The organism is Kineococcus xinjiangensis (assembly GCF_002934625.1).
GTDB lineage: Bacteria > Actinomycetota > Actinomycetes > Actinomycetales > Kineococcaceae > Kineococcus_A > Kineococcus_A xinjiangensis.
Map to the genome: position 1 here is coordinate 171,923 of NZ_PTJD01000003.1, position 20,690 is coordinate 192,612.

Here is a 20,690-nt window from a genome sequence, read left to right on the forward strand (position 1 = left end):
CGCAGCCGCAGCCGCCGGCGCACGGGCTCAGCCGAGGCCCGCGAACACGTCGTCCAGCAGCCGCCCCGGGACCCGCCCCCGCCCGCTCTGCCGGAACCACTCCCGGCCCAGCAGCGCGGAGAAGACCGGCCGCGGCAGCCGCAGCAGCAGACGGATGCCGCGCAGCCCCGAGTCGGACTCCGTCTGCGAGGCGTGCGCGGCCAGCGCCTCCCGCTTGGCGGCCAGGTGCGCGCGCACGTCCACCCGGTGCGTCAGGTCCTCCCGTGCGGTGAACGCCGTGTCCAGGCGCTGCGCCAGGACGTCGCTGTCCAGCCGCGGCACCAGCCGGGCCAGGCGCAGCCCGCGCCGCACCAGCGTCCGGTCCACCGTCGCCTCCAGCAGCAGCGGCGTCGCGGCGAGCTCCGCGGCCCGCGCGCCCACCCGGTGCACCTGGACGTGGTCGGGATGGCCGTAGCCGCCCGCCGGGTCGTAGGAGGTCAGGACGTGCGCCCCCTCCTCCCGCAGGACGGCCGCGAGCTGCCGGGCGACGTCCTCGACGGGCAGCTCGCTGAAGCCGGGCCCCGCGGCCCGGGCCGGGCTGCTGCCCCAGCCGGAGTCGGCATGGCCCAGGCGCACCACCCGCGCGCAGCCCAGCGCCGCCGCCGCCTGGTCCAGCTCCGCGGCCCGCGCCGCCCCCAGGTCCCCCGTGCGCTCGGCCGCCGCCAGCCCCGCCTCCCCGTCCGTCGCCGTCACCAGCACGACCCGGTGCCCCTCCGCAGCCGCCCGCGCCAGCGTCCCGCCCGTCAGCAGGGCCTCGTCGTCGGGATGGGCGTGGAAGGACACGAGGGTGAAGGGCACCCGCACAGGGTGGCAGCAGCGCATCCGCCGTCGGTCGGACCACCCCATCGAGGCGTCCTCCCTCCGGGTCGGCCACGCACTCCGTCCGGTTCCTTCACGCGCGTCTGGATCGCGCGTGCCGCGCTACCTCGTACCGTGGACGCCGGCGGCACCCCCGCCACCCGCGAGCCCGTCACCCGCGACGGGCTGCGCACCGAGAGCAGGAGCCGCCTTGATCGACGACCCCGCAGGGCCCCTCGCGGTGCAGGACCCGCCGTCCGCGCTCCGTTGGGACCCCGAGCTGGACGGCCCGGCCGCGCGTCCGACGCCCGACGCCGGACGGTCCCGCGGGCTGCGCGGGCTCCTGCTGTCGGCGGCGGCGCTCACCGTCGCGGTGGTCCTCGTCGCGCTGGTGCCGCGCGCCACCGGCACCAGCTGGGCGGCCGTGGCCGGAGTCGTCTCCGGCGTCCACCCCCTCGTGGTGCCGGGCCTCGTCCTCCTCTGGGCCGCGGGCCTCTGGTGCTACTCGCGCGTGCTCACCGCCTCCCTGCCCGGCCTCACCCGCCGGCGTGCGCTGCTGCTCAACCTCAGTGGCAGCGCCGTCGCCAACGTCCTGCCGCTCGGCGGGGCGGCCGGTGTCGCGCTGAATGCCGCGATGACCACCTCGTGGGGCCACAGCCGCCGCGCGACCGCCTCGTTCACCGTCGTGAGCAACGTGGTCGACGTGGTGAGCAAGGTCCTCGTGGCCGGCGCCGTCCTGGCCGTCGCGCTGCTCGGGATGCGTGCCACCGGCGACGCGCCACTGCCCGGGCTCCGGGCGCTCCTCGTCACCTGCGGTGTCGCGACGCTGCTGGTGAGCGTGCTCGTCGCGAGCCACCGGGCGTCCGTCGCCCTCGGCCGTGCGCTGCAGGCCACTGCGGGCGCGTCCCTGCGGCTGTGGTCGCGGCTGCGGCGCATCCCCGCGCCGCGGCCGACGGCCGTGGACCTGCCCGCCTTCCGGCGCGAGACCCTCGGCACCCTGCGCCACGGGTGGCGCGACTTCACGGCCGGCTCCCTCGGCTACCTGCTGCTGCAGGCGCTGCTGCTGGCCGCCTGCCTCGCCGCCGTGGGCGTGGGCGCCGCCTGGGCGGTGGTGCTGACCGCCTTCGCCGTCGACCGCCTCGCCACCATGCTGCCGATCACGCCCAGCGGCACCGGCTTCGCGGAGGCGGGCAGCGCCGCGGTCCTCGTCGCCGGGGGAGTCCCGGCCTCCGCCGCCGTGGCCGGGATCGTCCTCTACCGCGTCCTCGTCGTGCTCCTGGAGATCCCGGTGGGGGGTCTCGCGCTCGCCGGCTGGCTGCTGGCGCGGCGCTCGCGCGTGCGCGCCGCGAAGGGCGCGTGACGTGCGCGTCCTCCACGTCAGCGACTGCTACCTGCCCCGGCTGGGGGGCATCGAGACGCACGTGCACGACCTCACCGCCGTCCAGCGCGCCGCCGGCCTCGACGTGCGCGTCCTCACCGCGACCCCCGCGGCGCAGCCCGGCACCGAGGACGGCACCGAGGTGGGCGTCGTGCGGCTGGCCCCGCGCGACCTGCTGGACCCGCGCCGCCCCGGTGCCCTCCTGCGCTCCGCCCTCGAGGCGGCGGAGGCCGACGTCGTGCACGTGCACTCCTCCGTCGTCTCCCCCCTGGCGTGGGCGGCGGCGCGGCAGGCCCGGGGGCTGGGGTTGCCCGTCGTGGCGACGCTGCACTCGATGGTGCGCGACGGGGCAGCGACCACCGGCATGCGCCGGGCGCTGGGGCCAGCCGTCGTCGAGGGGATCCGCTGGACCGCCGTCAGCAGGGTGGCGGCCCGGCCCCTCCAGGAGGCCCTCGGGCAGCCGGTGAGCGTCCTGCACAACGGCATCCAGCCCGCGCTGTGGCGCCCCGGTCCCCACCCACGCCCACCCGGTGCGGGCCGCGAGGTCGTCACCCTCGTCAGCGCCCTGCGCTTCGCGCGCCGCAAGCGCCCCCACGCCCTGCTGCGGTTGCTGGCGGCGGTGCGCCGCGACGTCGGGCCGCACGTCGAGCTGCGTGCCGTGCTCATGGGCGACGGCCCGATGTGGGCGGCGGCCCGACGCCGCGTGCGCGCCCTCGGCATGGCCGGCTGGGTGGAGATGCCCGGCCGCTGCACCCGCGAGGAGGTGCGGCACGTCCTCGCCCGCGGGGACGTCTACCTGGCTCCAGCCCGCCTGGAGTCCTTCGGCCTGGCCGCGCTGGAGGCCCGCTGCGCGGGGCTGGCGGTCGTGGCCTTCGCCGGCAGCGGCGTCGAGGAGTTCGTCCGCCCGGGGGTGGAGGGCTTCCTGGCGCGCGACGACGACGACATGGCGGCGGTGGTCTCGCGGATCGCCGCCCAGCCGGAGGTGCTGGCGGCCGTGCGCGCCCACAACCTCGGCACCGAGCCGGCCATGACGTGGCCGCAGGTGCTGCGGGCCGGGCTGGCGCAGTACACGGCGGCCGGGGCGCCACCCGTCGTGCCGTGGCCGCGACGCGTGATCGACCTGCCGGCGGGCCCCGTCCACCAGCCCGGCGTGCTCGCCGGGCGATCCGCCGGGGGGCGCTGACCGGGACCCGGCGGGCGTCGGTCGCGAGCCCGCCCGAGGCCGCCCGAGGCCGTGGGCCGTCTGCTCAGCCCAGGCCGTGGGCCTCCTTGTACCGGCGCACCACCTCGCCGGCGACGCGCCCGCTGGCCGAGACCTCGATGCCCTGCTGCCGCGCCCAGGTCCGGACGAGCTGGGCCTCCACGCCGGCCCCGCCGGACTCCCGGCGCGGGGCCGGGGGAGTGGCGCCGTCCCGCGACAGCCGGCCCGGGCCGGGCAGGGAGGTGACGGCCACGCCCTCGCCGAGCGCCAGGGCGGCGTCCGCGACGTGCAGGTGGTGCGTCAGCAGGACCACCTGCAGGTCCTCCCCGAGGCTGCGCAGCACCCGCAGCGCGGCGGCGACGCGGTGCTCGTCGAACGTCATGAGCACGTCGTCGAGCACCACGGGCAGCCCGGCGGCACCGGCGGCGCGCCAGCCGCGGTGCTGCTGCGCGATCGCCGCCAGCCGCAGTGCGAGGAACACCTGGTCCGCCGTCCCCTCCGACAGGCCCTGGCCCGCCACGGCCTCCAGCCCGTCCCCGCGGTGCACCAGCAGCTGCCGCTGCCCGCCGTCGTCGCCGGCGGACAGCCCCGTCCAGCGCCCGTCGGTCAGCGCCGTGAGCAGCTTCCCGGCCTCCTCCAGCAGGGGGTTGGCGCGGCGGGCGGCGAACTCCTCCAGCTGCTCGCGCAGCAGGCGCCGCTGCAGGTCGACCACCACGTAGCGCTCGGTGGCCTCCGCGAGGGCCGCCAGGGCCTCCGCGGCGCGCGCCGCCAGCACGTTGGCGTCGCCGGCGCCCTCCAGCCGGGCGACCTCCGCCCGCGCGGAGCCGAGCTCCTGCTGGGCGGCGGTGTAGGCCTCCTCGGCCTCCTCCCTGGCTGCCCCGAGCTGCTCGGCGTCGGTGCGCACGTCCACGTCGTCGCGCTCCCGCAGCCGGTGCAGCAGGCCCTCCACGTCGGGGTGGTCCTCGGCGAGGCGGGTCAGCAGCGCCGACTCGGCCTCCTGCAGCCGCTGCGCCTGCTCCCCGCGCTCCGCCGCTCCCGCGAGCGCCGCGGTGCCGTCGAGCTCGACGGCCGCCGGCCCGGCGCCCTCCCGCAGTGACCGGGCCGCGCCGAGCAGGCCGGTGAGGTCGGCGTCGGCCGCCGCGAGGGCCGCAGCGGCCGCCGCCTGGTCCTGCGCCCTGGCCGCCAGTCGCTCGTCGAGGTCCGCCGCCACCCGTGCATCGGCGCGGCTGTCGGAGAGCCGGTGGCTCAGCTCCGCCACCACCGCGCGGGCACGGGCCCCGGCGGGAGCGCCGGCTCCGGCGTCCGCCCGGGTGTCCGTGCCGGTGTCGAAGCCGGTGTCCGTGTCGGCCCCGGTGCCGGTGGACAGCCGGGCGGCCAGCTCGCCGACCTGCTCCTCGAAGCGCGCGACGCGCTCGGCGAGGCGGCGGCTGAGGTCCCGCTGCTGCCCGGCGCGCGCCGTCGCGGCGGCCGCCGCCTCCAGGACGCGCAGGCGCTGCGCCCAGCCGGGCGGGCGCACTGCCGGCGGCAGCCCGGCGGCGGCCGCCGCCCGCTCCCACGCGCTCTCCGCGCCGGCCAGTTCCTCCGCCGCAGCGCGCCAGCGTTCCTCGGCCCGCCGCCGCGCGAAGCCGCGTTCGCGCGCCAGCGCCCGCTGCTCCCGCGCCTCGTCGGCGGTGGCGAGCACGCGCTGCGCACGGACGAGCGCGGTGTCGAGGTCGGGTGCGCTGCCCGCGCCCTCCGGGTGTCCGTCGGGGGAGTCCCCGCAGGAGCGGAGCACGGCCAGCAGCTGCAGGCGCTGGGCGTCCACGTCGCCGCGCAGCGCCGAGGCCCGCTGCTCCGCGGCCGTCGCCGCAGCGGCCGCCTCGCGTGCCTCGCCGAGGGCGCGCAGGACGTCGGGGACCTCCTCGTCGGCGGGCAGTGAGAGGCCCGCACCGGCCCAGCGCCGCGCCCAGGCGGCCTCCAGGCCGGAGCACTCCGCCTCGGCCCGCTCCTGCGCCGCGCCCGCCTCCGCCGCCTCCGCCCGCGCCGCGGCCAGCCGGCGCCGGCACAGCTCGTGCCGCGCAGCCGCGTCCGCGTCGGCGAGCAGTGCGTCCGTCACCGAGTCCAGGTGCGCCAGCGCGCGACCCAGCGCCTCGGCCTCCTCCGCCATGACGATGCCGTGCGAGGCCAGCGGCCCCCAGGCCGCGTCACGGGCCTGGCGGGCCGCGCGCAGGTCCTCGTACGTGGGGGCGCTGCCGCGGTCGGAGGCGGCCAGCGCCGTCGTGGCGTCCTCGACCTCGACCGCGCAGCGCCGGGCCTCGGCTGCGGCGTCCTCCGCACGGCGGCGGGCGGCCGCCAGCAGCGCGTGCTCGCGCCGCACCTCCCCGGCGTCGAGGCCGGGCACCGCGGCCGCCGGGTCGAGGGCACCCGCCGTGGCGGCGGCCCGCCGGGCGAGGGCCGCCTGCGCGTCGCGCTCGGTCAGCGCCGCGCGCCACTGCGCGGCGGCGGACCCCTCCCTGGTCAGGGTGGAGACGAGGTCGCCGAGCGCCACGACGGCGGCCTCGTCGGGGCCGGTCCCCGCGGCGGCCTCCTCGTGCTCGGCGGCCCGGGCCTGCGCGAGCGCCTCGGCGAGGTGGTCGGCCCGGCCGGCGAGCTCGGTGCAGCGCTGCCCGAGGGCGGTGAGGTCCGCGGCGACGTCCGCCGGCACCTCCACCCGCGCCAGGAGGGCCGCCAGCGGGGCGTCGCCGTCGACCCCGAGCTCCCGCAGCCGCTGCCGGGCCTGCGCCTCCGCCGCGTCCGCCTCCGCTGCGGCCGCCGCTGCCTGCTCCTCCTCCAGCGCCCGGGCCTCGGCGGCGTCGCGCAGCTCCTCGACCTCCGCCGCGGCGGCGAGCAGGGGCTCGTCGACCGAGCACCGCGCCCGCTGCGCGCGCAGCCGCTCCGCCTCCTCCGCCAGCTCCGCCAGCTCCGCCTGCGCCTGCTGCCGACGGGCGGTGGCGTCGGCGTGGGCGAGCAGGTCGGGCCCGAGGAGCAGCGGCCCTTCGGCGAGCAGCCTGGCGCGGGTGTCCCGCAACCGCAGGACCTCCCGGACGCGGGGGAGGTCCCGGGCCTCCGCGGCCGCCGCCCCGGCGCTCCTGCGGGCCGCGCGCACCGCGGCGTCGGCGTGCGCCGCGGCCGTCGCCGCGGCCGTGGAACGCTCGCGGGCCTGCGCCACGAGGCCGGCGCGCGTCTCCGCCGCCGCCAGGTCCGCCCGCGCCTGCGCCAGCGCCGCCGCACGCTCGCGGACCACCACCCTCGTGCCGCGGGGCTTCCACAGCCGCTCGGCCTCCGCCTCCAGCGCGGCCAGCACCTCGCGCAGACCGCTGCCGTGGTGGGCGGTGAAGACCAGCGCCGCGAGGTCCCCGCCCCCGGTGAGCACCGCCCGCCCGCCCTCGCGCAGCTGCTCGTGGGACAGGCCGAGGCGCTGCTCCCACCCGGCCCGGTCCGTCGCGCCGCCCCACGGCGGGTCCAGCGGCCCGGCGTCCGGCCCGGCGTCGGCCCGGTGCAGGCCGCGCGCGGTCCGCGCCACCTCCAGCTCGCCGCCGGGCCCGCACCAGCGGGCGGACAGGCGCAGCGCCTGCCGGGCGTGCTCGAAGGCGTAGCGCGGGCGCGCCTCGATGCCCCACAGCAGGTCCCCGACGGCCGCCAGCAGGGTCGACTTGCCGGCCTCGTTGGGGCCGGCGACCACCGTGACGCGTGCCGGCAGCTCCACGGCTGCGCCGGTGAAGGCGCCGTAGCGCTCCAGCCGGACCTCGGCCAGGTGCCCGGGGGCGGCCGCGGCGGAGCCGGCGGCGGGCCGGGTGCTCTCGGGGACGCTCACCGCAGGCCCCCCAGCCGCGCCTCGAGCTCCGCGGCGGCCTCCTGCGCGAGGGCGGCCAGCGTGCGGGGGTCCTTCAGGTCCAGCAGCTCGCCCTCGGCGAGGTCCAGGCCGACCTCGGTGCGCAGCTGCCGCAGCGGCTTGGTCAGCTCGCCCGGCTGCGCCACCTGGGCCGCCGCCGCCCGGCGCACGGCCGCCAGCAGGTCGGCGTCCACCGGCTGCAGCGCGGCCGGGGCGGCGGCGCGCGAGCGGGCCCGCTCGCAGGTGACGCCGGTGAGCGCCGCCACCTGCCCGACCTCCTCGCGCAGGCGCTCGGCGTCCGCCAGCCGGGCCGCGGCGGGCGTGGTGCCCACCAGCGTGGCCCGCACGACGAGCGGCCTGTCCCCGGCCTGCGCGCGGGCGGTGGTGAACTCCGCCTGCACCCGCTCCAGCACCTCCGGGTAGTCCTGCGCGCCCGACACGTCCACCTCCAGCGCCTCCCAGCGGGCCACGTCGAGGGCGTGGAAGCTCGCGCGCGCCTCGGCGCCGGGCTCCAGGTCCACCACGTAGGCGCCCTTGGGTCCGGTCTCGCGGGGGTGGCGGCCCTGCAGGTTGCCGGAGTAGGCGACGGTGTGCTCACCGGAGAGCAGCACCTGCCGCACGTGGATGTGCCCCAGGGCCGTGTACTCGTAGCCGAGCGCGCGCAGGTCGGCGACGCTGCAGGGGGCGTAGCGGGCGTGCTCGCCCGCGCTGCCGTCGACGGCGGCGTGCAGGACGCCCACGTTGACGAGGCCGCTGACGCGCTCGGGGTAGTCGGCGGCGAGGTTGTCGCTGACGGCCTTGGTCCGGTAGCCCTGCCCGTGCACGGCGAGGCCGAGGTCGTCGAGGACCAGAGTCTCGGCGGCGCCCACGTCGAACAGGTGCACGTTGGGCGGCAGCGTGAGGGAGTGGGTGATCTGGCTCTCCGCGTCGTGGTTGCCGGAGGCGAGGAAGACGCGGATCCCCGAGTCGGCGAGGCGGCGCATCTGCTCGGTGAAGAAGCGGCCCGTGGCGTAGTCGTGCCACGTCCCGTCGTAGAGGTCGCCCGCGATGACGAGGACGTCGGCGCCCTGCTCCTCGCAGAGCGCGACGAGGTTGGCCAGCGCCCCGCGGCTGGCCTGACGCAGGGTCCGGGCGAGGTCGTCGTCGCCGAGCCGGGCCAGGCCCCGCAGCGGGGAGTCGAGGTGGATGTCCGCCGCGTGCACGATGCGCACGGCCGAGGGCGGGCGCGCGGGCGCCGGGGCGGGCGCGGCGTCGCGGTGGTCGGCGGGCATGGCCCGAACGCTAGGCGATCCCGCGGACACCGGGCCGCAGCCGCGGCGACCGGTGCCTGCGGGGGCTCCCGGAGGCGAGGCCGCTGCGCCTAGCATCGGGCCCGTGCCCAGCCTCGCCGCCGCGCTCGCCGAGTCCACCGGTGATGCCGCGCTCACCGCCTACAGCAGCTCGTACGTGGTCCAGCCCTCCTCGTTCCTGGGGTACTTCGGGCTGGAGGGGATGCCCTGGTACTTCGTGGCGCTGCAGCTGCTGTCGGTCTTCGCCCCGGCGGTGCTCGTGGTGGTCGTCGTGGTGGCCCTGGTGGTGCTGCCGCGGCTGGTGCGCTCCGCCGTGCGCGAGGGCGTCCGGGAGGGCATCGTGGCCGGCATGCGGGTGGCCCGGGAGTCGCAGGCGCGGGAGGCGGAGGCGTGGGACGCGCCCTCCGTCGCACCGGTGGAGCGGGAGGCCCCGGCCCCCGGCGAGCCGGTGTGGGGGGAGCCGCGCTGGGCTCCGGAGCCGGCCGCGCAGTGGCAGGGCGCGCCGAGGCCGGAGGTCCCGCGCCGGCGCGGGGAGCAGGTCGGTGCCGACCGCAGCGAGGGCTGGCGCCCCTGAGCCGTGCCGCCGCACGGCGATGCCCGGTATCTTGATGTCGAAACAGATGTGCCGCTCGCGCCGCCGCGGGCGTCCGACCTAGCGAGGAGACCAGGCGTGGCGAAGATCAAGGTGCAGGGCCCCGTCGTCGAGCTCGACGGCGACGAGATGACCCGGATCATCTGGCAGTTCATCAAGGACCGCCTGATCCACCCCTACCTCGACGTCGACCTGCGGTACTACGACCTCGGGATGCAGAACCGCGACGCGACCGACGACCAGGTCACCATCGACGCCGCCAACGCCATCAAGGAGCACGGTGTCGGCGTCAAGTGCGCCACCATCACCCCCGACGAGGCCCGCGTCGAGGAGTTCGGCCTGAAGAAGATGTGGCGCTCGCCGAACGGCACCATCCGCAACATCCTCGGCGGCGTCATCTTCCGCGAGCCGATCATCATCTCGAACATCCCGCGCCTGGTCCCCGGCTGGACCAAGCCGATCATCGTCGGCCGGCACGCCTTCGGCGACCAGTACCGCGCCACCGACTTCCGCTTCCCCGGCGAGGGCACCCTCACGGTGACCTTCACGCCGAAGGACGGCTCCGAGCCCATCCAGCACGAGGTGTTCCAGGCACCGGGCGCGGGCGTGTCGCTGTCGATGTACAACCTCGACTCCTCGATCATCGACTTCGCCCGCGCGTCGCTGAACTACGGCCTGGCCCGGAACTACCCGGTGTACCTGTCCACGAAGAACACGATCCTCAAGGCCTACGACGGCCGCTTCAAGGACATCTTCGAGGAGGTCTACGAGTCGGAGTTCAAGGAGCAGTTCGAGAAGGCCGGGCTGACCTACGAGCACCGCCTCATCGACGACATGGTCGCCTCTGCCCTGAAGTGGGAGGGCGGCTACGTCTGGGCCTGCAAGAACTACGACGGCGACGTGCAGTCCGACACCGTCGCGCAGGGCTTCGGCTCCCTGGGCCTGATGACCTCCGTGCTGGCGACGCCGGACGGGCGCACCGTGGAGGCCGAGGCGGCGCACGGCACGGTCACCCGCCACTACCGCCAGCACCAGCAGGGCAAGCCCACGTCCACCAACCCGATCGCCTCGATCTACGCGTGGACGCGCGGCCTCGCCCACCGCGGCAAGCTGGACTCCACCCCCGAGGTGACCGGCTTCGCCGAGACCCTCGAGGACGTCGTCATCAAGACCGTCGAGGGCGGGCAGATGACCAAGGACCTCGCGATCCTCGTCGGCCCGGAGCAGGGCTTCCTCACCACCGAGGAGTTCCTGGGCGCGCTGGACGAGAACCTGCAGGCCCGCCTGGCCTGACGCGACCGCTCGTCGCCGGCGGCCCGGAACCCCGCGGGGTTCCGGGCCGCCGGCACGTCCGGGACCGGGCGTCGGGGCGCCCTCGACGCCCCGCGTGCGCAGCCCGAACGGCTCACCCGCCGGTGCGGCCGTTCGGGTGACCGCGCTCGACGCGGGACCTGCGCGAGCCGACACGGAGAGAAGACCGGTGAGACCGTCACCGGCCCTCGTGGAGGTTGGGGAGAGATGGACGACATCAACGTGCTCGCGGACCGCCGCGGCGCCCTCGGGCGACGTGCCGTGCTGGCGGGCCTGGCCGGTGGTGCGGCGTTCACCCTCACCGGCTGCCAGACCGGCTCGGCCCCGGCGACGGCGCCGCCGCCGGAGCCCCTCCAGCTCTTCTCCGGTGCCGACCCCGTGGCGGCGGCCAACATCAGCGCCTTCGCGGGCGCCCCCTGGGTCAAGATCGACGTCTACGACTCCAGCGAGGACATGGTCACCAAGCTCCTCGACCCCAAGCGGACGGTCAAGTACGACGTCATCGTCGCGTCGAGCCACTACGTGGGCGACCTGGCCGCCGCGGGCCTGCTGCTGCCGCTGGACAGGGCGAAGCTGAAGAACTTCGACAACCTCGACGTCGCCCACCTCGGGCTCGAGTTCGACCCGGAGAACCGCTGGTCGGTGCCGAAGAACTCCGGCGCCACCGGCTTCGTCTACGACACCACGGTGATCCCGCGGGAGCTGACGTCGTGGGCGGACTTCCTCGACGCCGCCCAGCACGAGGCCAGCGGGCGCACGTCACTGCTGGAGGACCCCCTGGAGATCGGCTGCGCGGTGCTGGCCGCCCGCGGGCTGGACCCCAACACCGAGGACGTCGCCGCCCTGCGCCAGATCCAGCCGTTCCTCGTCGACGTCCTCGCCCCGCACATCGCCGGCTTCGACTCGAAGATCGGCATCGGGGCGCTCGCCGCGGACCGCTACGCGCTGAGCCAGTGCTACAACGGCGACGCCCGCAAGGGGATCCTCAAGTCCGCCGACCCGGCCAAGTGGCGCTTCGTCTACCCGAAGCCGACGGCGAACATGTGGATGGACAACTGGTGCATCCTCGCCGAGGCGTCCCAGCCCGACGTCGCCCACGCCTTCATCGACCACCTCCTCCACCGCGACGCCTCCGCCGAGGAGGTCCGCGTGCACGGCTACGACACCTGCATCGGTGGCCTGCGGGACGAGGTGGCGCGCCTCGACGTGGAACTGCCGGAGCTGGTCTTCCCCACCGAGGACGTCCGCACGCGCGCCACCCGGCTGAAGAGCAACCAGGGGACCTCGGTCATCGCCGAGGCCGTCAACGCCATGCGCAGCAAGCTCGGTCGCTGACCACCCCCGCCGGGGCGGTCAGCGGAAGACGACGGTGCGGTGGCCGTCGAGCAGCACCCGCTGCTCGGCGTGCCAGCGCACCGCGCGCGCCAGCGCGCGGCACTCCACGTCCTGGCCCAGGCGCACCAGGTCCGCCGGGGTCGAGCGGTGGTCGACGCGCTCCACGTCCTGCTCGATGATCGGCCCCTCGTCGAGGTCCGCCGTGACGTAGTGCGCCGTGGCGCCGATGAGCTTCACGCCGCGGTCGTGGGCCTGGTGGTAGGGCCGCGCCCCCTTGAAGCTCGGCAGGAACGAGTGGTGGATGTTGATGGCGCGCCCCGCCAGGGACTGGCAGAGCGCGTCCGAGAGCACCTGCATGTAGCGGGCCAGCACCACCAGCTCCACCGCCTCGGCCTCGACGAGCTCCAGCAGGCGCCGCTCCGCCGCGGGCTTGGACTCCGGGTCCCCGGCGACCACCGGCACGTGGTGGAACGGCACGCCGTAGAACTCCGCCATCGGCGCCAGGTCGGGGTGGTTCGACACGACGGCCACCACCTCCACCGGCAGGGCCCCGGAGCGCTGCCGGAACAGCAGGTCGTTGAGGCAGTGCCCCTCCTTGGACACCATCACCACCGTCCGCACCGGGCGCTCGGCGTGCACCAGCCGCCACGCCAGGTCGAAGCGGCGGGCCACCACCTGCAGGTTCGCGCGCAGCGCCTCGTCGGAGGCGTCGGCCTCGAAGGCGACGCGCATGAAGAACTGCCCGGTGGCGGGGTTGCCGTACTGCTGGCTGTCCGTGATGTTCGCGTCCAGCGCCACCAGGGCGCCGGAGACGGCGTGGACGATGCCGGGGCGGTCCGGGCAGGAGAGGGTGAGAACCCGGGATCGGTCGGTCACCTGCGTGAGCCTAGGGTGCTGGGGTGTCGAGGGTGTGCGCGGTGCAGGCAGCGGGAGGACGGCGGTGAGCAGCCCCGGAGGACCCGCCGGTCGTGGCGGGGGAGTCCTGCCGCCGCAGGTCACCGCCGCCCTCGAGCGCGACGCGGCCGTGCTGGTCTCGCCGGAGGAGCTGCTGGTCGGTGCCCGCCGCACGCCGGTCGCGGGGCGCAGCGGGCGGGAGCAGCTCGCAGGGCTGGCGCAGGAGCTCGCGGCGGCCCCCGCCGGCTCCCTGGCGATCGGTGCCGTGCCCTTCGACCCCGCCGCACCCGGTGCCCTCGCCATCGCCACCGACGTCCTGCGGCTGCCCCGCAGCCACCGCCGCGGCGCCGCGGTCCCGCCCTCGGTGCCCGGCGGCGGGGGCCTGCAGGTGCTGCGCTCGACCCCCCGGCCCTCGCCGGAGGAGCACCGGCAGGCCGTGGCCGACGCGGTGCGGCGCATCGCCGCCGGGGACCTGGCGAAGGTGGTGCTGGCCCGCTCCGTCGACGTGCGCCTGCGGAACGCACCCGCGGTCGCCGACGTCGTGGAGCGCCTCGCCGCGGCCAACCCGACCGCCCGGGTGCTGGCCGTGCCGCTGCCGGCGCCGGCCGGGACGTGGCTGGTGGGCGCGACCCCGGAGCTGCTGGTGCGCCGCCGCGGCCGTGAGGTGGTGTCGGTGCCCCTGGCCGGTTCCCAGCCGCGCTCGTCCGACCCGGCGGTGGACGCGACCCGCGCCGCCCGGCTGGTCGGCTCGGACAAGGACCGCCGCGAGCACGACTTCGTCGTGGAGGCCATCGTGGAGGCCCTGCGCCCGCTGTGCACGGAGGTGCGGGCGCCGGCTCCCGAGCTGCTCGCCACCCCGGCCGTCTGGCACCTGGCCACCACCATCACCGGGCGGCTGCGCGACCCCGCCACCACGTCCGCCGACCTCGTGGCGGCGCTGCACCCCACCCCGGCCGTCGCGGGCACCCCCCGCGACGCCGCGGTCGCCCTCATCGCGGAGCTGGAGGGCTTCGACAGGGGCTGCTACGCGGGGGCGATCGGGTGGCAGGACGGCGCCGGGGACGGTGAGTGGTCGGTCGGGGTGCGCTGCGCGGAGCTGGCCGGCAACCGCCTGCGCCTGTTCGCCGGCGGGGGCATCGTCGCCGGGTCGGACCCCGAGGCGGAGCTGGCCGAGACCAGCGCGAAGCTGCGCACCGTGCTCGACGCCCTGGGCATCGAGGCCGGGGTGGCCTCCGGACGGGGGAGCGTCGCCGGATCCGGCGGAACGGGCCGCGCCGTCGGCTAACCTGGGCGCAGTCGCGACTGGCGAAGGTGGGTCACCACCGGGGAGCGGCGCACGAGGCACACCGACTGACGGGTCGTCCGCCTGGGCCCTGGTCGCCACCGACAGCGCACCCGACCGCCGAGATGCCCCGGAGGACCCCGTGACCGACGTCCTGCCCGACGCCACGACCGCCCAGCTCACCGACGCCCCGCTCGCCCAGGTGGACCCCGAGATCGCCGCGGTCCTCGACGCCGAGCTCGGCCGGCAGCGCGACACCCTCGAGATGATCGCGAGCGAGAACTTCGCCCCCCGCGCGGTCCTCGAGGCGCAGGGCTCCGCCCTGACCAACAAGTACGCCGAGGGCTACCCCGGCAAGCGGTACTACGGCGGCTGCGAGCACGTCGACGTGGCCGAGCAGCTCGCCATCGCCCGCGTGAAGGACCTCTTCGGCGCGCAGCACGCCAACGTCCAGCCGCACTCCGGCGCCACCGCCAACGCCGCGGCGATGCACGCGCTGATCCGCCACGGCGACGGCATCCTCGGCCTGGAGCTCGCCCACGGCGGCCACCTCACCCACGGCATGAAGATCAACTTCTCGGGGCGCCTGTACGACGTCGCCGCCTACGGCGTGGACCCGCAGACCTTCCGCGTCGACATGGACGTCGTGCGCGAGAAGGCCCTCGAGGCCCGCCCGAAGCTGATCATCGCCGGCTGGTCGGCCTACCCCCGCCACCTCGACTTCGCCGCCTTCCGCGCCATCGCGGACGAGGTCGGCGCCCACTTCATGGTGGACATGGCCCACTTCGCGGGCCTCGTCGCCGCCGGCCTGCACCCCAGCCCCGTGCCGCACGCCGACGTCGTGACCTCCACGGTCCACAAGACCCTCGCCGGTCCCCGCTCCGGCGTCATCCTCTGCCGCGAGGAGTTCGCCAAGAAGATCGACTCCGCGGTCTTCCCCGGCCAGCAGGGTGGCCCGCTCATGCACGTCATCGCGGGCAAGGCCGTCGCGTTCAAGCTCGCCGCGGGGGAGGAGTTCCGCGACCGCCAGCGCCGCACCCTCGAGGGCGCGCAGATCATCGCCGAGCGCCTCATGCAGAAGGACGCCGTCGACGCGGGCGTCTCCGTCCTCACCGGCGGCACCGACGTGCACCTCGTGCTCGTCGACCTGCGCAACTCCGCCCTCGACGGGCAGCAGGCGGAGGACCGCCTCCACGAGGTCGGCGTCACCGTCAACCGCAACGCCGTCCCCTTCGACCCGCGCCCGCCGCGCGTCACCTCCGGCCTGCGCATCGGCACCCCGGCGCTCGCCACCCGCGGCTTCGGCGCGGAGGAGTTCACCGAGGTCGCCGACGTCATCGCCGCCGCCCTTCAGCCCGGCTTCGACGCCGACGCCCTGCGCGCCCGCGTCCGCAAGCTCACCGAGCAGTTCCCGCTCTACCCCTCCACCCCCGCCCAGGTGAGCGCGTGACGGAGCCGGCCGTGCAGTCCACCACGGCGGTCGTCCTCGACGGCCGGGCCGCGGCCGCGGCCGTCAAGGACGACCTCACCGGGCGGGTCGCCGCCCTGCGCGAGCGGGGCGTCGTGCCCGGCCTCGGCACGGTCCTCGTCGGCGACGACCCCGGCAGCGCCAGCTACGTGCGCGGCAAGCACCGGGACTGCGCCGAGGTGGGGATCGCCTCGATCCAGGTCGAGCTGCCCGCCACCGCCACCCAGGCGGAGGTGGAGAGCGAGATCGCCCGGCTCAACGCCGACCCCGCCTGCACCGGGTTCATCGTCCAGCTGCCCCTGCCGAAGGGCATGGACGCCAACCGCGTCCTGGAGCTGGTCGACCCCGACAAGGACGCCGACGGCCTGCACCCGACCAACCTCGGGCGCCTGGTCCTGCGCGTCCGGGAGGACGTCACCTCGCCGCTGCCGTGCACCCCGCGCGGGGTGATCGACCTGCTGGGCCGCCACGACGTGCCGCTGGACGGTGCGGAGGTGGTCGTCGTGGGGCGGGGCGTGACCGTCGGCCGGCCCATCGGGCTGCTGCTGACCCGCGCCGGCGTCAACGCCACCGTGACCCTCTGCCACACCGGCACCCGCGACCTCGCCGCGCACCTGCGCCGCGCCGACGTGATCGTCGCCGCGGCGGGGGTGGCGGGCCTCGTGCGCCCCGAGCACGTCAAGCCCGGCGCCGCCGTGCTCGACGTCGGCGTCTCCCGGGTCCTCGACCCCGAGACGGGGAGGAGCAGGCTCGCCGGCGACGTCGACCCGGCCGTGGCGGAGGTCGCGGGCTGGCTCGCGCCCAACCCCGGCGGGGTCGGGCCGATGACGCGGGCGCTGCTGCTGACCAACGTGGTCGAGACCGCCGAACGCGCTGCCGGGCTGCGCTGACGGCCCTCGTGCGCACTGAAAGGGACCGGATCGCCCCGGCGTCTGCTTGGATCCGCGTGTGATCGAACCGGGCGCTCTCCTCGACGGCCCGGCCACGGCGGCCCCCCTGAAGCGGGGGGCCGCCGTGGCCGTCGCCCCGCCCCTGCCCGTGCGGCTGCTGCGCCTCCTCGCGCCCACGCTGCTGGTGGCCCTGCTCGCCGCGTGCGCCGCGTGGGTCACCCGCGGCGCCCTCATCGACGACGCCTACATCACCCTCACCTACGCCCGGAACCTGGCCGAGCACGGAACGTGGGGGCTGCTGTCCGACGTCCCCTCCGCCACCGCCACCTCCCCGCTGTGGGTGCTGGTGCTGGCGGGCCTGACGTCGCTGACCGCCGACCCGTTCACCGCCCTGGCCCTCGCGCACGTCGGGGTGAGCGCCGGCCTCGTCCCCGTCCTGAGCGCCCTCGCCCGGCGCACGCACCTGCCGGTGTGGACGGGCCCCGCCGCCGCGGCCGCGGTCGTCGTGCAGCCGCTGCTGCTCAGCGTCACCGGCATGGAGAGCGGCCTGCTCGTCCTGCTCCTGGCGGCGGCGACGCTGGCGGGCGCAGCGGGACGCCCGGTGCTGTTCGGGCTGCTCGCCGGGGCGGTCTTCCTGACCCGCATGGACGCCGGCCCGACGCTGGTGCTCCTGGCCCTGCTGAGCCCGCCGGTGCTGCGCCGCCTGCACCTGGCCGTGCTGCCCGCGCTGGCCGTGGCCCTGTCGTGGATGTCGTGGAGCTGGTACGCGCTCGGCACCGCGATCCCCGACACGTTCCTCATCAAGACCCAGCAGGGCAGCTTCGGGCCCTGGACGGTGGGGAACGGGTGGGGCTGGTACCGCGAGCTCTACGGCACGGTGGCGGTCGTCGCGTTCGCCCCGATGCTGCTCGCCGCCCTCGCCCTCGTCGTGCTGGTCGCGCTGCTGCGGCGCAGGTCCGGGCCGGGCGTGCCGCGCACCCTGCCGTGGCTGGCGCTGACCGCCGCGGGGGCGGGGCACTGGCTGACGCTGGTGGTCCTGGGCGTGCCGCCGTACCACTGGTACTTCGCCCCCGTCCTCGGGCTCGGCACCGTCGGCGCGGTCGCGGCCACCGCCGCCCTGGTGGCCCGCCGCGCCCGGCTGCGCGTGGTGGTGGCCGCCCTGCTGCTCGTGCAGATCGGCGCCTCCCTCGTGGTGGACGCGGCCCGGCACCAGCCCTGGCGGGTCATGCCGATCCAGACGAACTACGCCACCTCCGCCCGCTACGAGGTCATGGGGGCAGACCTGGCCGCCGAGCTGCGGGGCCGGCGCGTGATGACGTTCGGGGAGATCGGCCACCTCGCCTACGTCTGCGACTGCGTCGTCGACGGCTTCGCCGACCCGGCCCGGGTGGTGCCCGGCATCCGGAAGGCCCTGGCCGACGCCGACGGGGCGGGGCGGTGGCTGCTGGAGCTGAACTACCGCCACCGCGACCTGGGTGCCGCGGAGGTCCCGGTGGCCGGCTCCCTGCGCCTGCTCAAGCCGCACGAGGTCCCCGCGGGGTCCTCGTTCTGGCACATGGACCTCTACCCGTGGCGCCGATACGTCGCCCTGGTCCTGGACCCGCCGGAACCGGCCTGATCCCGGCCGTCCGCGCCGGGCGGCGCCGGTAGCCTGGCGACCCGTGCCCACCCCCCTCACCGTCGCCACCGTGAACGTCAACGGCATCCGCGCCGCCGTGCGCCGGGGCATGTGCTCCTGGCTCGCCGAGCGCGACCCGGACGTGCTGTGCCTGCAGGAGGTCCGCGCGCCCGACGAGGTGCTCTGCGAGATCCTCACCGACGCCCTCGGCGACGGCTGGCACATCGCCCACTGCGAGCCCACCGACACCGGCACCAAGGGCAGGGCGGGGGTCGCGGTGGCCACCCGGCTGCCGGTGGGGGAGCAGCGGGCCTGCCTCGACCCCCGCTTCGACGGCGCCGGCCGCTGGGTGGAGCTGGACGTCGACACCCCCGCGGGAACCGTGACCGTCGTGTCCGTCTACGTGCACACCGGCGAGGCGGACACCCCGAAGCAGGACGACAAGTACGCCTTCCTCAAGGCGATGACCGCGCGGATGGCGGAGCTGCGGGACGCGGGTCGGCCGGCGCTGGTGTGCGGGGACTTCAACATCGCGCACCGCAACGAGGACATCAGGAACTGGAAGGGCAACCTGAAGAAGGCCGGCTTCCTCCCCGAGGAGCGGGCCCACTACGACCACTGGTTCGACGAGCTCGGCTGGGTGGACGTGGTGCGTTCGCTGCACCCCGGCGTGGACGGGCCCTACTCGTGGTGGTCCTGGCGCGGGCAGGCGTTCGACAAGGACACCGGCTGGCGCATCGACCTGCAGCTGGCGACGCCGGAGCTGGCGGCCCTGGCCGGCGAGGCCGTCGTCGACCGCGCCGCGTCCTACGCCGAGCGCTTCAGCGACCACGCGCCGGTGGTCGTCGCCTACGGCTGACCCGCGCCCCTCACCCGCTGACGGTCGGGCCGACCCGCTCCGGCGTGATGCGCAGGATGCAGCGGTGCTCGCGGAGCATCGCCGCGCGGTAGTCGTCCCAGTCGGGGTGCTCCCCGGAGATGCGGCGGTAGTAGTCCACGAGGAGGTCCATCGCTTCCGGCAGCGAGACGACCTCCACGGGCCCCGAGACCTGCACCCACGGCCCGAAGAAGGCATCGGTGAACGCGCACACCGCCGCGGTCCCGGTGCGGCGGGCGTGCGCGACCTTCACCGCCGTCTCGCGGGTGCTGATGCAGACCCGCCCCTCGTCGTCCACGCCGACGGTCACGGGCGACAGGGCCGGGCCGCCGTCGCGGCGGGCGACGTGCAGGACGGCGCGGTGGTTCTCCGACAGGAAGCGGACTGCCTCGGCGATCTCCATCGCCCCATCCTGTCCGCCTCGCTCAGCCGCCGGTAGTGCGCTCCAGCCGCCGCTCCCGCAGCTGCTCGATCGCCGGGTAGACGGCCTCCGACCAGGTGAGGAAGCCCCGGACGTGCTGCTCCAGCAGCTCCACGTCGAGGCGGGCGCGCACGGCCAGGGCCAGCTCCGCTCCCCACGAGTCCGCCTCCCGGCCCGCGCACGCCGCCCCCAGGACGACACCGGTGCGGGCGTCGACGACCACCTCCACCAGGCCCGGCACGTCATCGCCGCAGCCGATCTCGATGAGGTTGGCGCGCTTGAGGTCGGTGAGGGGGAACCGCGCGACGTCGACCTCGTGACCGGCCTCCTCCGCGTCCCGCTGCGTCATCCCCACGGCGAACACAGGCGGCGCGGTGTAGACGGCCCGGGGGACGGCGGAGTAGTCGGCCTCCCGGTCCCGGCCGGCGAGGCACTCCGAGACCACCCGCGCCTGCATGTTGGCGGAGTGCGTGTAGGTGGACACCCCGGTGACGTCACCGACCGCGTAGAGGCCCTCCACCGGCTCCCCTGCCGGGGACAGCACCCGGCAGCGGCTGTCGATGCGGACGGAGCCGTCCTCCCCGAGGGACCCGCCGGCCTCCTCGACCCCGAGGCCCCCGGTGCGGGGGCTGCGCCCGCCCGCGACGAGCACCCGGTCGGCGCGCACCTCGCTGCCGTCGTCGAGGTGCAGGACCACCCCGTCGCCGTTGCGCGTCGCGCGCTTGGCGGTGACGCCGGTGCGGACCTCGACGCCGCCGCCGCTCAGGGTGCGCTCCATGAAATCGCCGATCTCGCGGGACTCGCCGGGCAGGAGCTGCTCGCCCATCTCCACCAGGACGACCTGGGTGCCGAGGCCCTGGTAGGCCTGCGACAGCTCGCAGCCGACCGAGCCCCCGCCGAGCACGACCAGCCGCTCGGGCTGCTGCATCGCCGACAGCGCGTCCTCGCTGGTCCAGGCGGGGACGTCGTCGAGGCCGTCGACGGGAGGCCGGGCGGAGACGCTGCCCGCGGCGAGGACGACGATCGCGGCGCGCAGTTCCTCCGTGCCGCCGTCGGCGCGCTCCACGAGGACCGTGCGCGGGGTCCCCGGGGCGAGCCGGCCGCGACCGCGGACCAGCTCGACGTCGTCCTCCGACAGCCCCTCGGCCGCGCCGGAGTCGTCGCGGTGGGCCACGGACTCGTCGCGCATCCGCACGGCCTCGTCGAAGGGGATGCCGGCCTGCGCGGACAGCAGCATCGACTTGGCGGGCACGCAGGACAGGTACGGGCAGAAGCCGCCGACGCGGGTGTCCTCGACGACCGCCACCCGGCGGCCCTGCCGGGCGAGTTCCTGGGCGGCCATCTTGCCCCCGGACCCCGTTCCGATGACCACCACGTCGAACGTCCGGCTGGAAGGCTGCGTCATGGGGACGATGCTTCCCGAAGGTCGTAGGGACGGCACGTCGAT

General features: G+C 76.4%; 16 protein-coding genes and 1 riboswitch. Of the genes, 10 read left to right on the forward strand and 6 right to left on the reverse strand.

Annotation, left to right across the window (positions count from 1 at the left end; all coding sequences use genetic code 11):
* Positions 1-27 precede the first annotated feature (27 nt).
* Positions 28-837 carry a PIG-L family deacetylase gene (locus CLV92_RS05655; protein ID WP_211290893.1) on the reverse strand — a complete coding sequence of 270 codons (810 nt, stop codon included), beginning with the start codon at positions 835-837 and terminating at the stop codon, positions 28-30.
* Between the two features lie 211 nt (positions 838-1,048).
* Between CLV92_RS05655 and CLV92_RS05660 the strand changes: the two genes are divergently transcribed.
* Entirely contained in the window at positions 1,049-2,197 is a 1,149-nt protein-coding gene (locus CLV92_RS05660) for a lysylphosphatidylglycerol synthase domain-containing protein (protein ID WP_158257140.1), read from the forward strand.
* Position 2,198: 1 nt separating this feature from the next.
* Positions 2,199-3,398: a glycosyltransferase family 4 protein gene (locus tag CLV92_RS05665; protein ID WP_104431824.1), complete on the forward strand. Its 1,200-nt coding sequence runs from the start codon at positions 2,199-2,201 to the stop codon at positions 3,396-3,398.
* A gap of 64 nt (positions 3,399-3,462) precedes the next feature.
* On the opposite strand, the gene CLV92_RS22795 is transcribed toward CLV92_RS05665, so the two are convergent.
* Together CLV92_RS22795 and CLV92_RS05675 are read right to left on the reverse strand one after the other, a co-directional pair.
* Complete coding sequence (locus CLV92_RS22795; RefSeq protein WP_104431825.1) at positions 3,463-7,248, reverse strand: AAA family ATPase; 3,786 nt, start codon at positions 7,246-7,248, stop codon at positions 3,463-3,465.
* Positions 7,245-8,537 carry a metallophosphoesterase family protein gene (locus CLV92_RS05675; RefSeq protein ID WP_211290894.1) on the reverse strand — a complete coding sequence of 431 codons (1,293 nt, stop codon included), beginning with the start codon at positions 8,535-8,537 and terminating at the stop codon, positions 7,245-7,247. Before CLV92_RS05675 ends, CLV92_RS22795 begins: the two co-directional genes overlap by 4 nt.
* Positions 8,538-8,640: 103 nt before the next feature.
* On the opposite strand from CLV92_RS05675, the gene CLV92_RS05680 reads away from it, so the two are divergent.
* The 3 genes from CLV92_RS05680 to CLV92_RS05690 all read left to right on the forward strand — a co-directional run bounded on the left by CLV92_RS05680 (position 8,641) and on the right by CLV92_RS05690 (position 11,793).
* Complete coding sequence (locus CLV92_RS05680; protein WP_104431826.1) at positions 8,641-9,129, forward strand: hypothetical protein; 489 nt, start codon at positions 8,641-8,643, stop codon at positions 9,127-9,129.
* Positions 9,130-9,225: 96 nt separating this feature from the next.
* Complete coding sequence (locus tag CLV92_RS05685; RefSeq protein ID WP_104431827.1) at positions 9,226-10,440, forward strand: NADP-dependent isocitrate dehydrogenase; 1,215 nt, start codon at positions 9,226-9,228, stop codon at positions 10,438-10,440.
* A gap of 225 nt (positions 10,441-10,665) precedes the next feature.
* A complete protein-coding gene (locus CLV92_RS05690) occupies positions 10,666-11,793 on the forward strand; it encodes a polyamine ABC transporter substrate-binding protein (protein WP_104431828.1) in 1,128 nt (375 codons plus the stop codon).
* An 18-nt stretch (positions 11,794-11,811) separates the two neighbouring features.
* Here the strand turns inward: CLV92_RS05690 and purU are convergent, their stop codons facing one another.
* Positions 11,812-12,669: a formyltetrahydrofolate deformylase gene (gene purU / locus CLV92_RS05695; RefSeq protein WP_170112719.1), complete on the reverse strand. Its 858-nt coding sequence runs from the start codon at positions 12,667-12,669 to the stop codon at positions 11,812-11,814.
* A gap of 64 nt (positions 12,670-12,733) precedes the next feature.
* Here purU and CLV92_RS05700 point away from each other — a divergent pair, with 64 nt between their 5' ends.
* The 5 genes from CLV92_RS05700 to CLV92_RS05720 all read left to right on the forward strand — a co-directional run bounded on the left by CLV92_RS05700 (position 12,734) and on the right by CLV92_RS05720 (position 18,804).
* Positions 12,734-13,972 (forward strand): isochorismate synthase, encoded by a 1,239-nt coding sequence (locus CLV92_RS05700; protein ID WP_104431997.1) that lies wholly within the window; start codon positions 12,734-12,736, stop codon positions 13,970-13,972.
* 3 nt (positions 13,973-13,975) lie between these two features.
* Positions 13,976-14,066, forward strand: a riboswitch (ZMP/ZTP riboswitch).
* 45 nt (positions 14,067-14,111) lie between these two features.
* A complete protein-coding gene (gene glyA / locus CLV92_RS05705; RefSeq protein WP_104431830.1) occupies positions 14,112-15,419 on the forward strand; it encodes a serine hydroxymethyltransferase in 1,308 nt (435 codons plus the stop codon).
* Positions 15,416-16,327, forward strand: a complete 912-nt coding sequence (locus CLV92_RS05710; RefSeq protein ID WP_245886447.1) for a bifunctional methylenetetrahydrofolate dehydrogenase/methenyltetrahydrofolate cyclohydrolase — start codon at positions 15,416-15,418, stop codon at positions 16,325-16,327. The genes glyA and CLV92_RS05710 overlap by 4 nt, the downstream gene beginning before the upstream one ends.
* Positions 16,328-16,385: 58 nt before the next feature.
* Positions 16,386-17,945, forward strand: a complete 1,560-nt coding sequence (locus tag CLV92_RS05715) for a hypothetical protein (RefSeq protein WP_104431831.1) — start codon at positions 16,386-16,388, stop codon at positions 17,943-17,945.
* Positions 17,946-17,988: 43 nt separating this feature from the next.
* Positions 17,989-18,804: an exodeoxyribonuclease III gene (locus CLV92_RS05720; RefSeq protein WP_104431832.1), complete on the forward strand. Its 816-nt coding sequence runs from the start codon at positions 17,989-17,991 to the stop codon at positions 18,802-18,804.
* Between the two features lie 10 nt (positions 18,805-18,814).
* On the opposite strand, the gene CLV92_RS05725 is transcribed toward CLV92_RS05720, so the two are convergent.
* Together CLV92_RS05725 and CLV92_RS05730 are read right to left on the reverse strand one after the other, a co-directional pair.
* Complete coding sequence (locus CLV92_RS05725) at positions 18,815-19,225, reverse strand: PPOX class F420-dependent oxidoreductase (protein WP_104431833.1); 411 nt, start codon at positions 19,223-19,225, stop codon at positions 18,815-18,817.
* A gap of 22 nt (positions 19,226-19,247) precedes the next feature.
* Positions 19,248-20,648, reverse strand: a complete 1,401-nt coding sequence (locus tag CLV92_RS05730; RefSeq protein ID WP_104431834.1) for a dihydrolipoyl dehydrogenase family protein — start codon at positions 20,646-20,648, stop codon at positions 19,248-19,250.
* Positions 20,649-20,690 lie beyond the last annotated feature (42 nt).

Coding starts and splice junctions, on each gene's coding strand:
- CLV92_RS05675 (WP_211290894.1), bottom strand. CDS start 8,537: ATGCCCGCCGACCACCGCGACGCCGCGCCCGCCCCGGCGCCCGCGCGC.
- CLV92_RS05690 (WP_104431828.1), top strand. CDS start 10,666: ATGGACGACATCAACGTGCTCGCGGACCGCCGCGGCGCCCTCGGGCGA.
- CLV92_RS05725 (WP_104431833.1), bottom strand. CDS start 19,225: ATGGAGATCGCCGAGGCAGTCCGCTTCCTGTCGGAGAACCACCGCGCC.
- CLV92_RS05730 (WP_104431834.1), bottom strand. CDS start 20,648: ATGACGCAGCCTTCCAGCCGGACGTTCGACGTGGTGGTCATCGGAACG.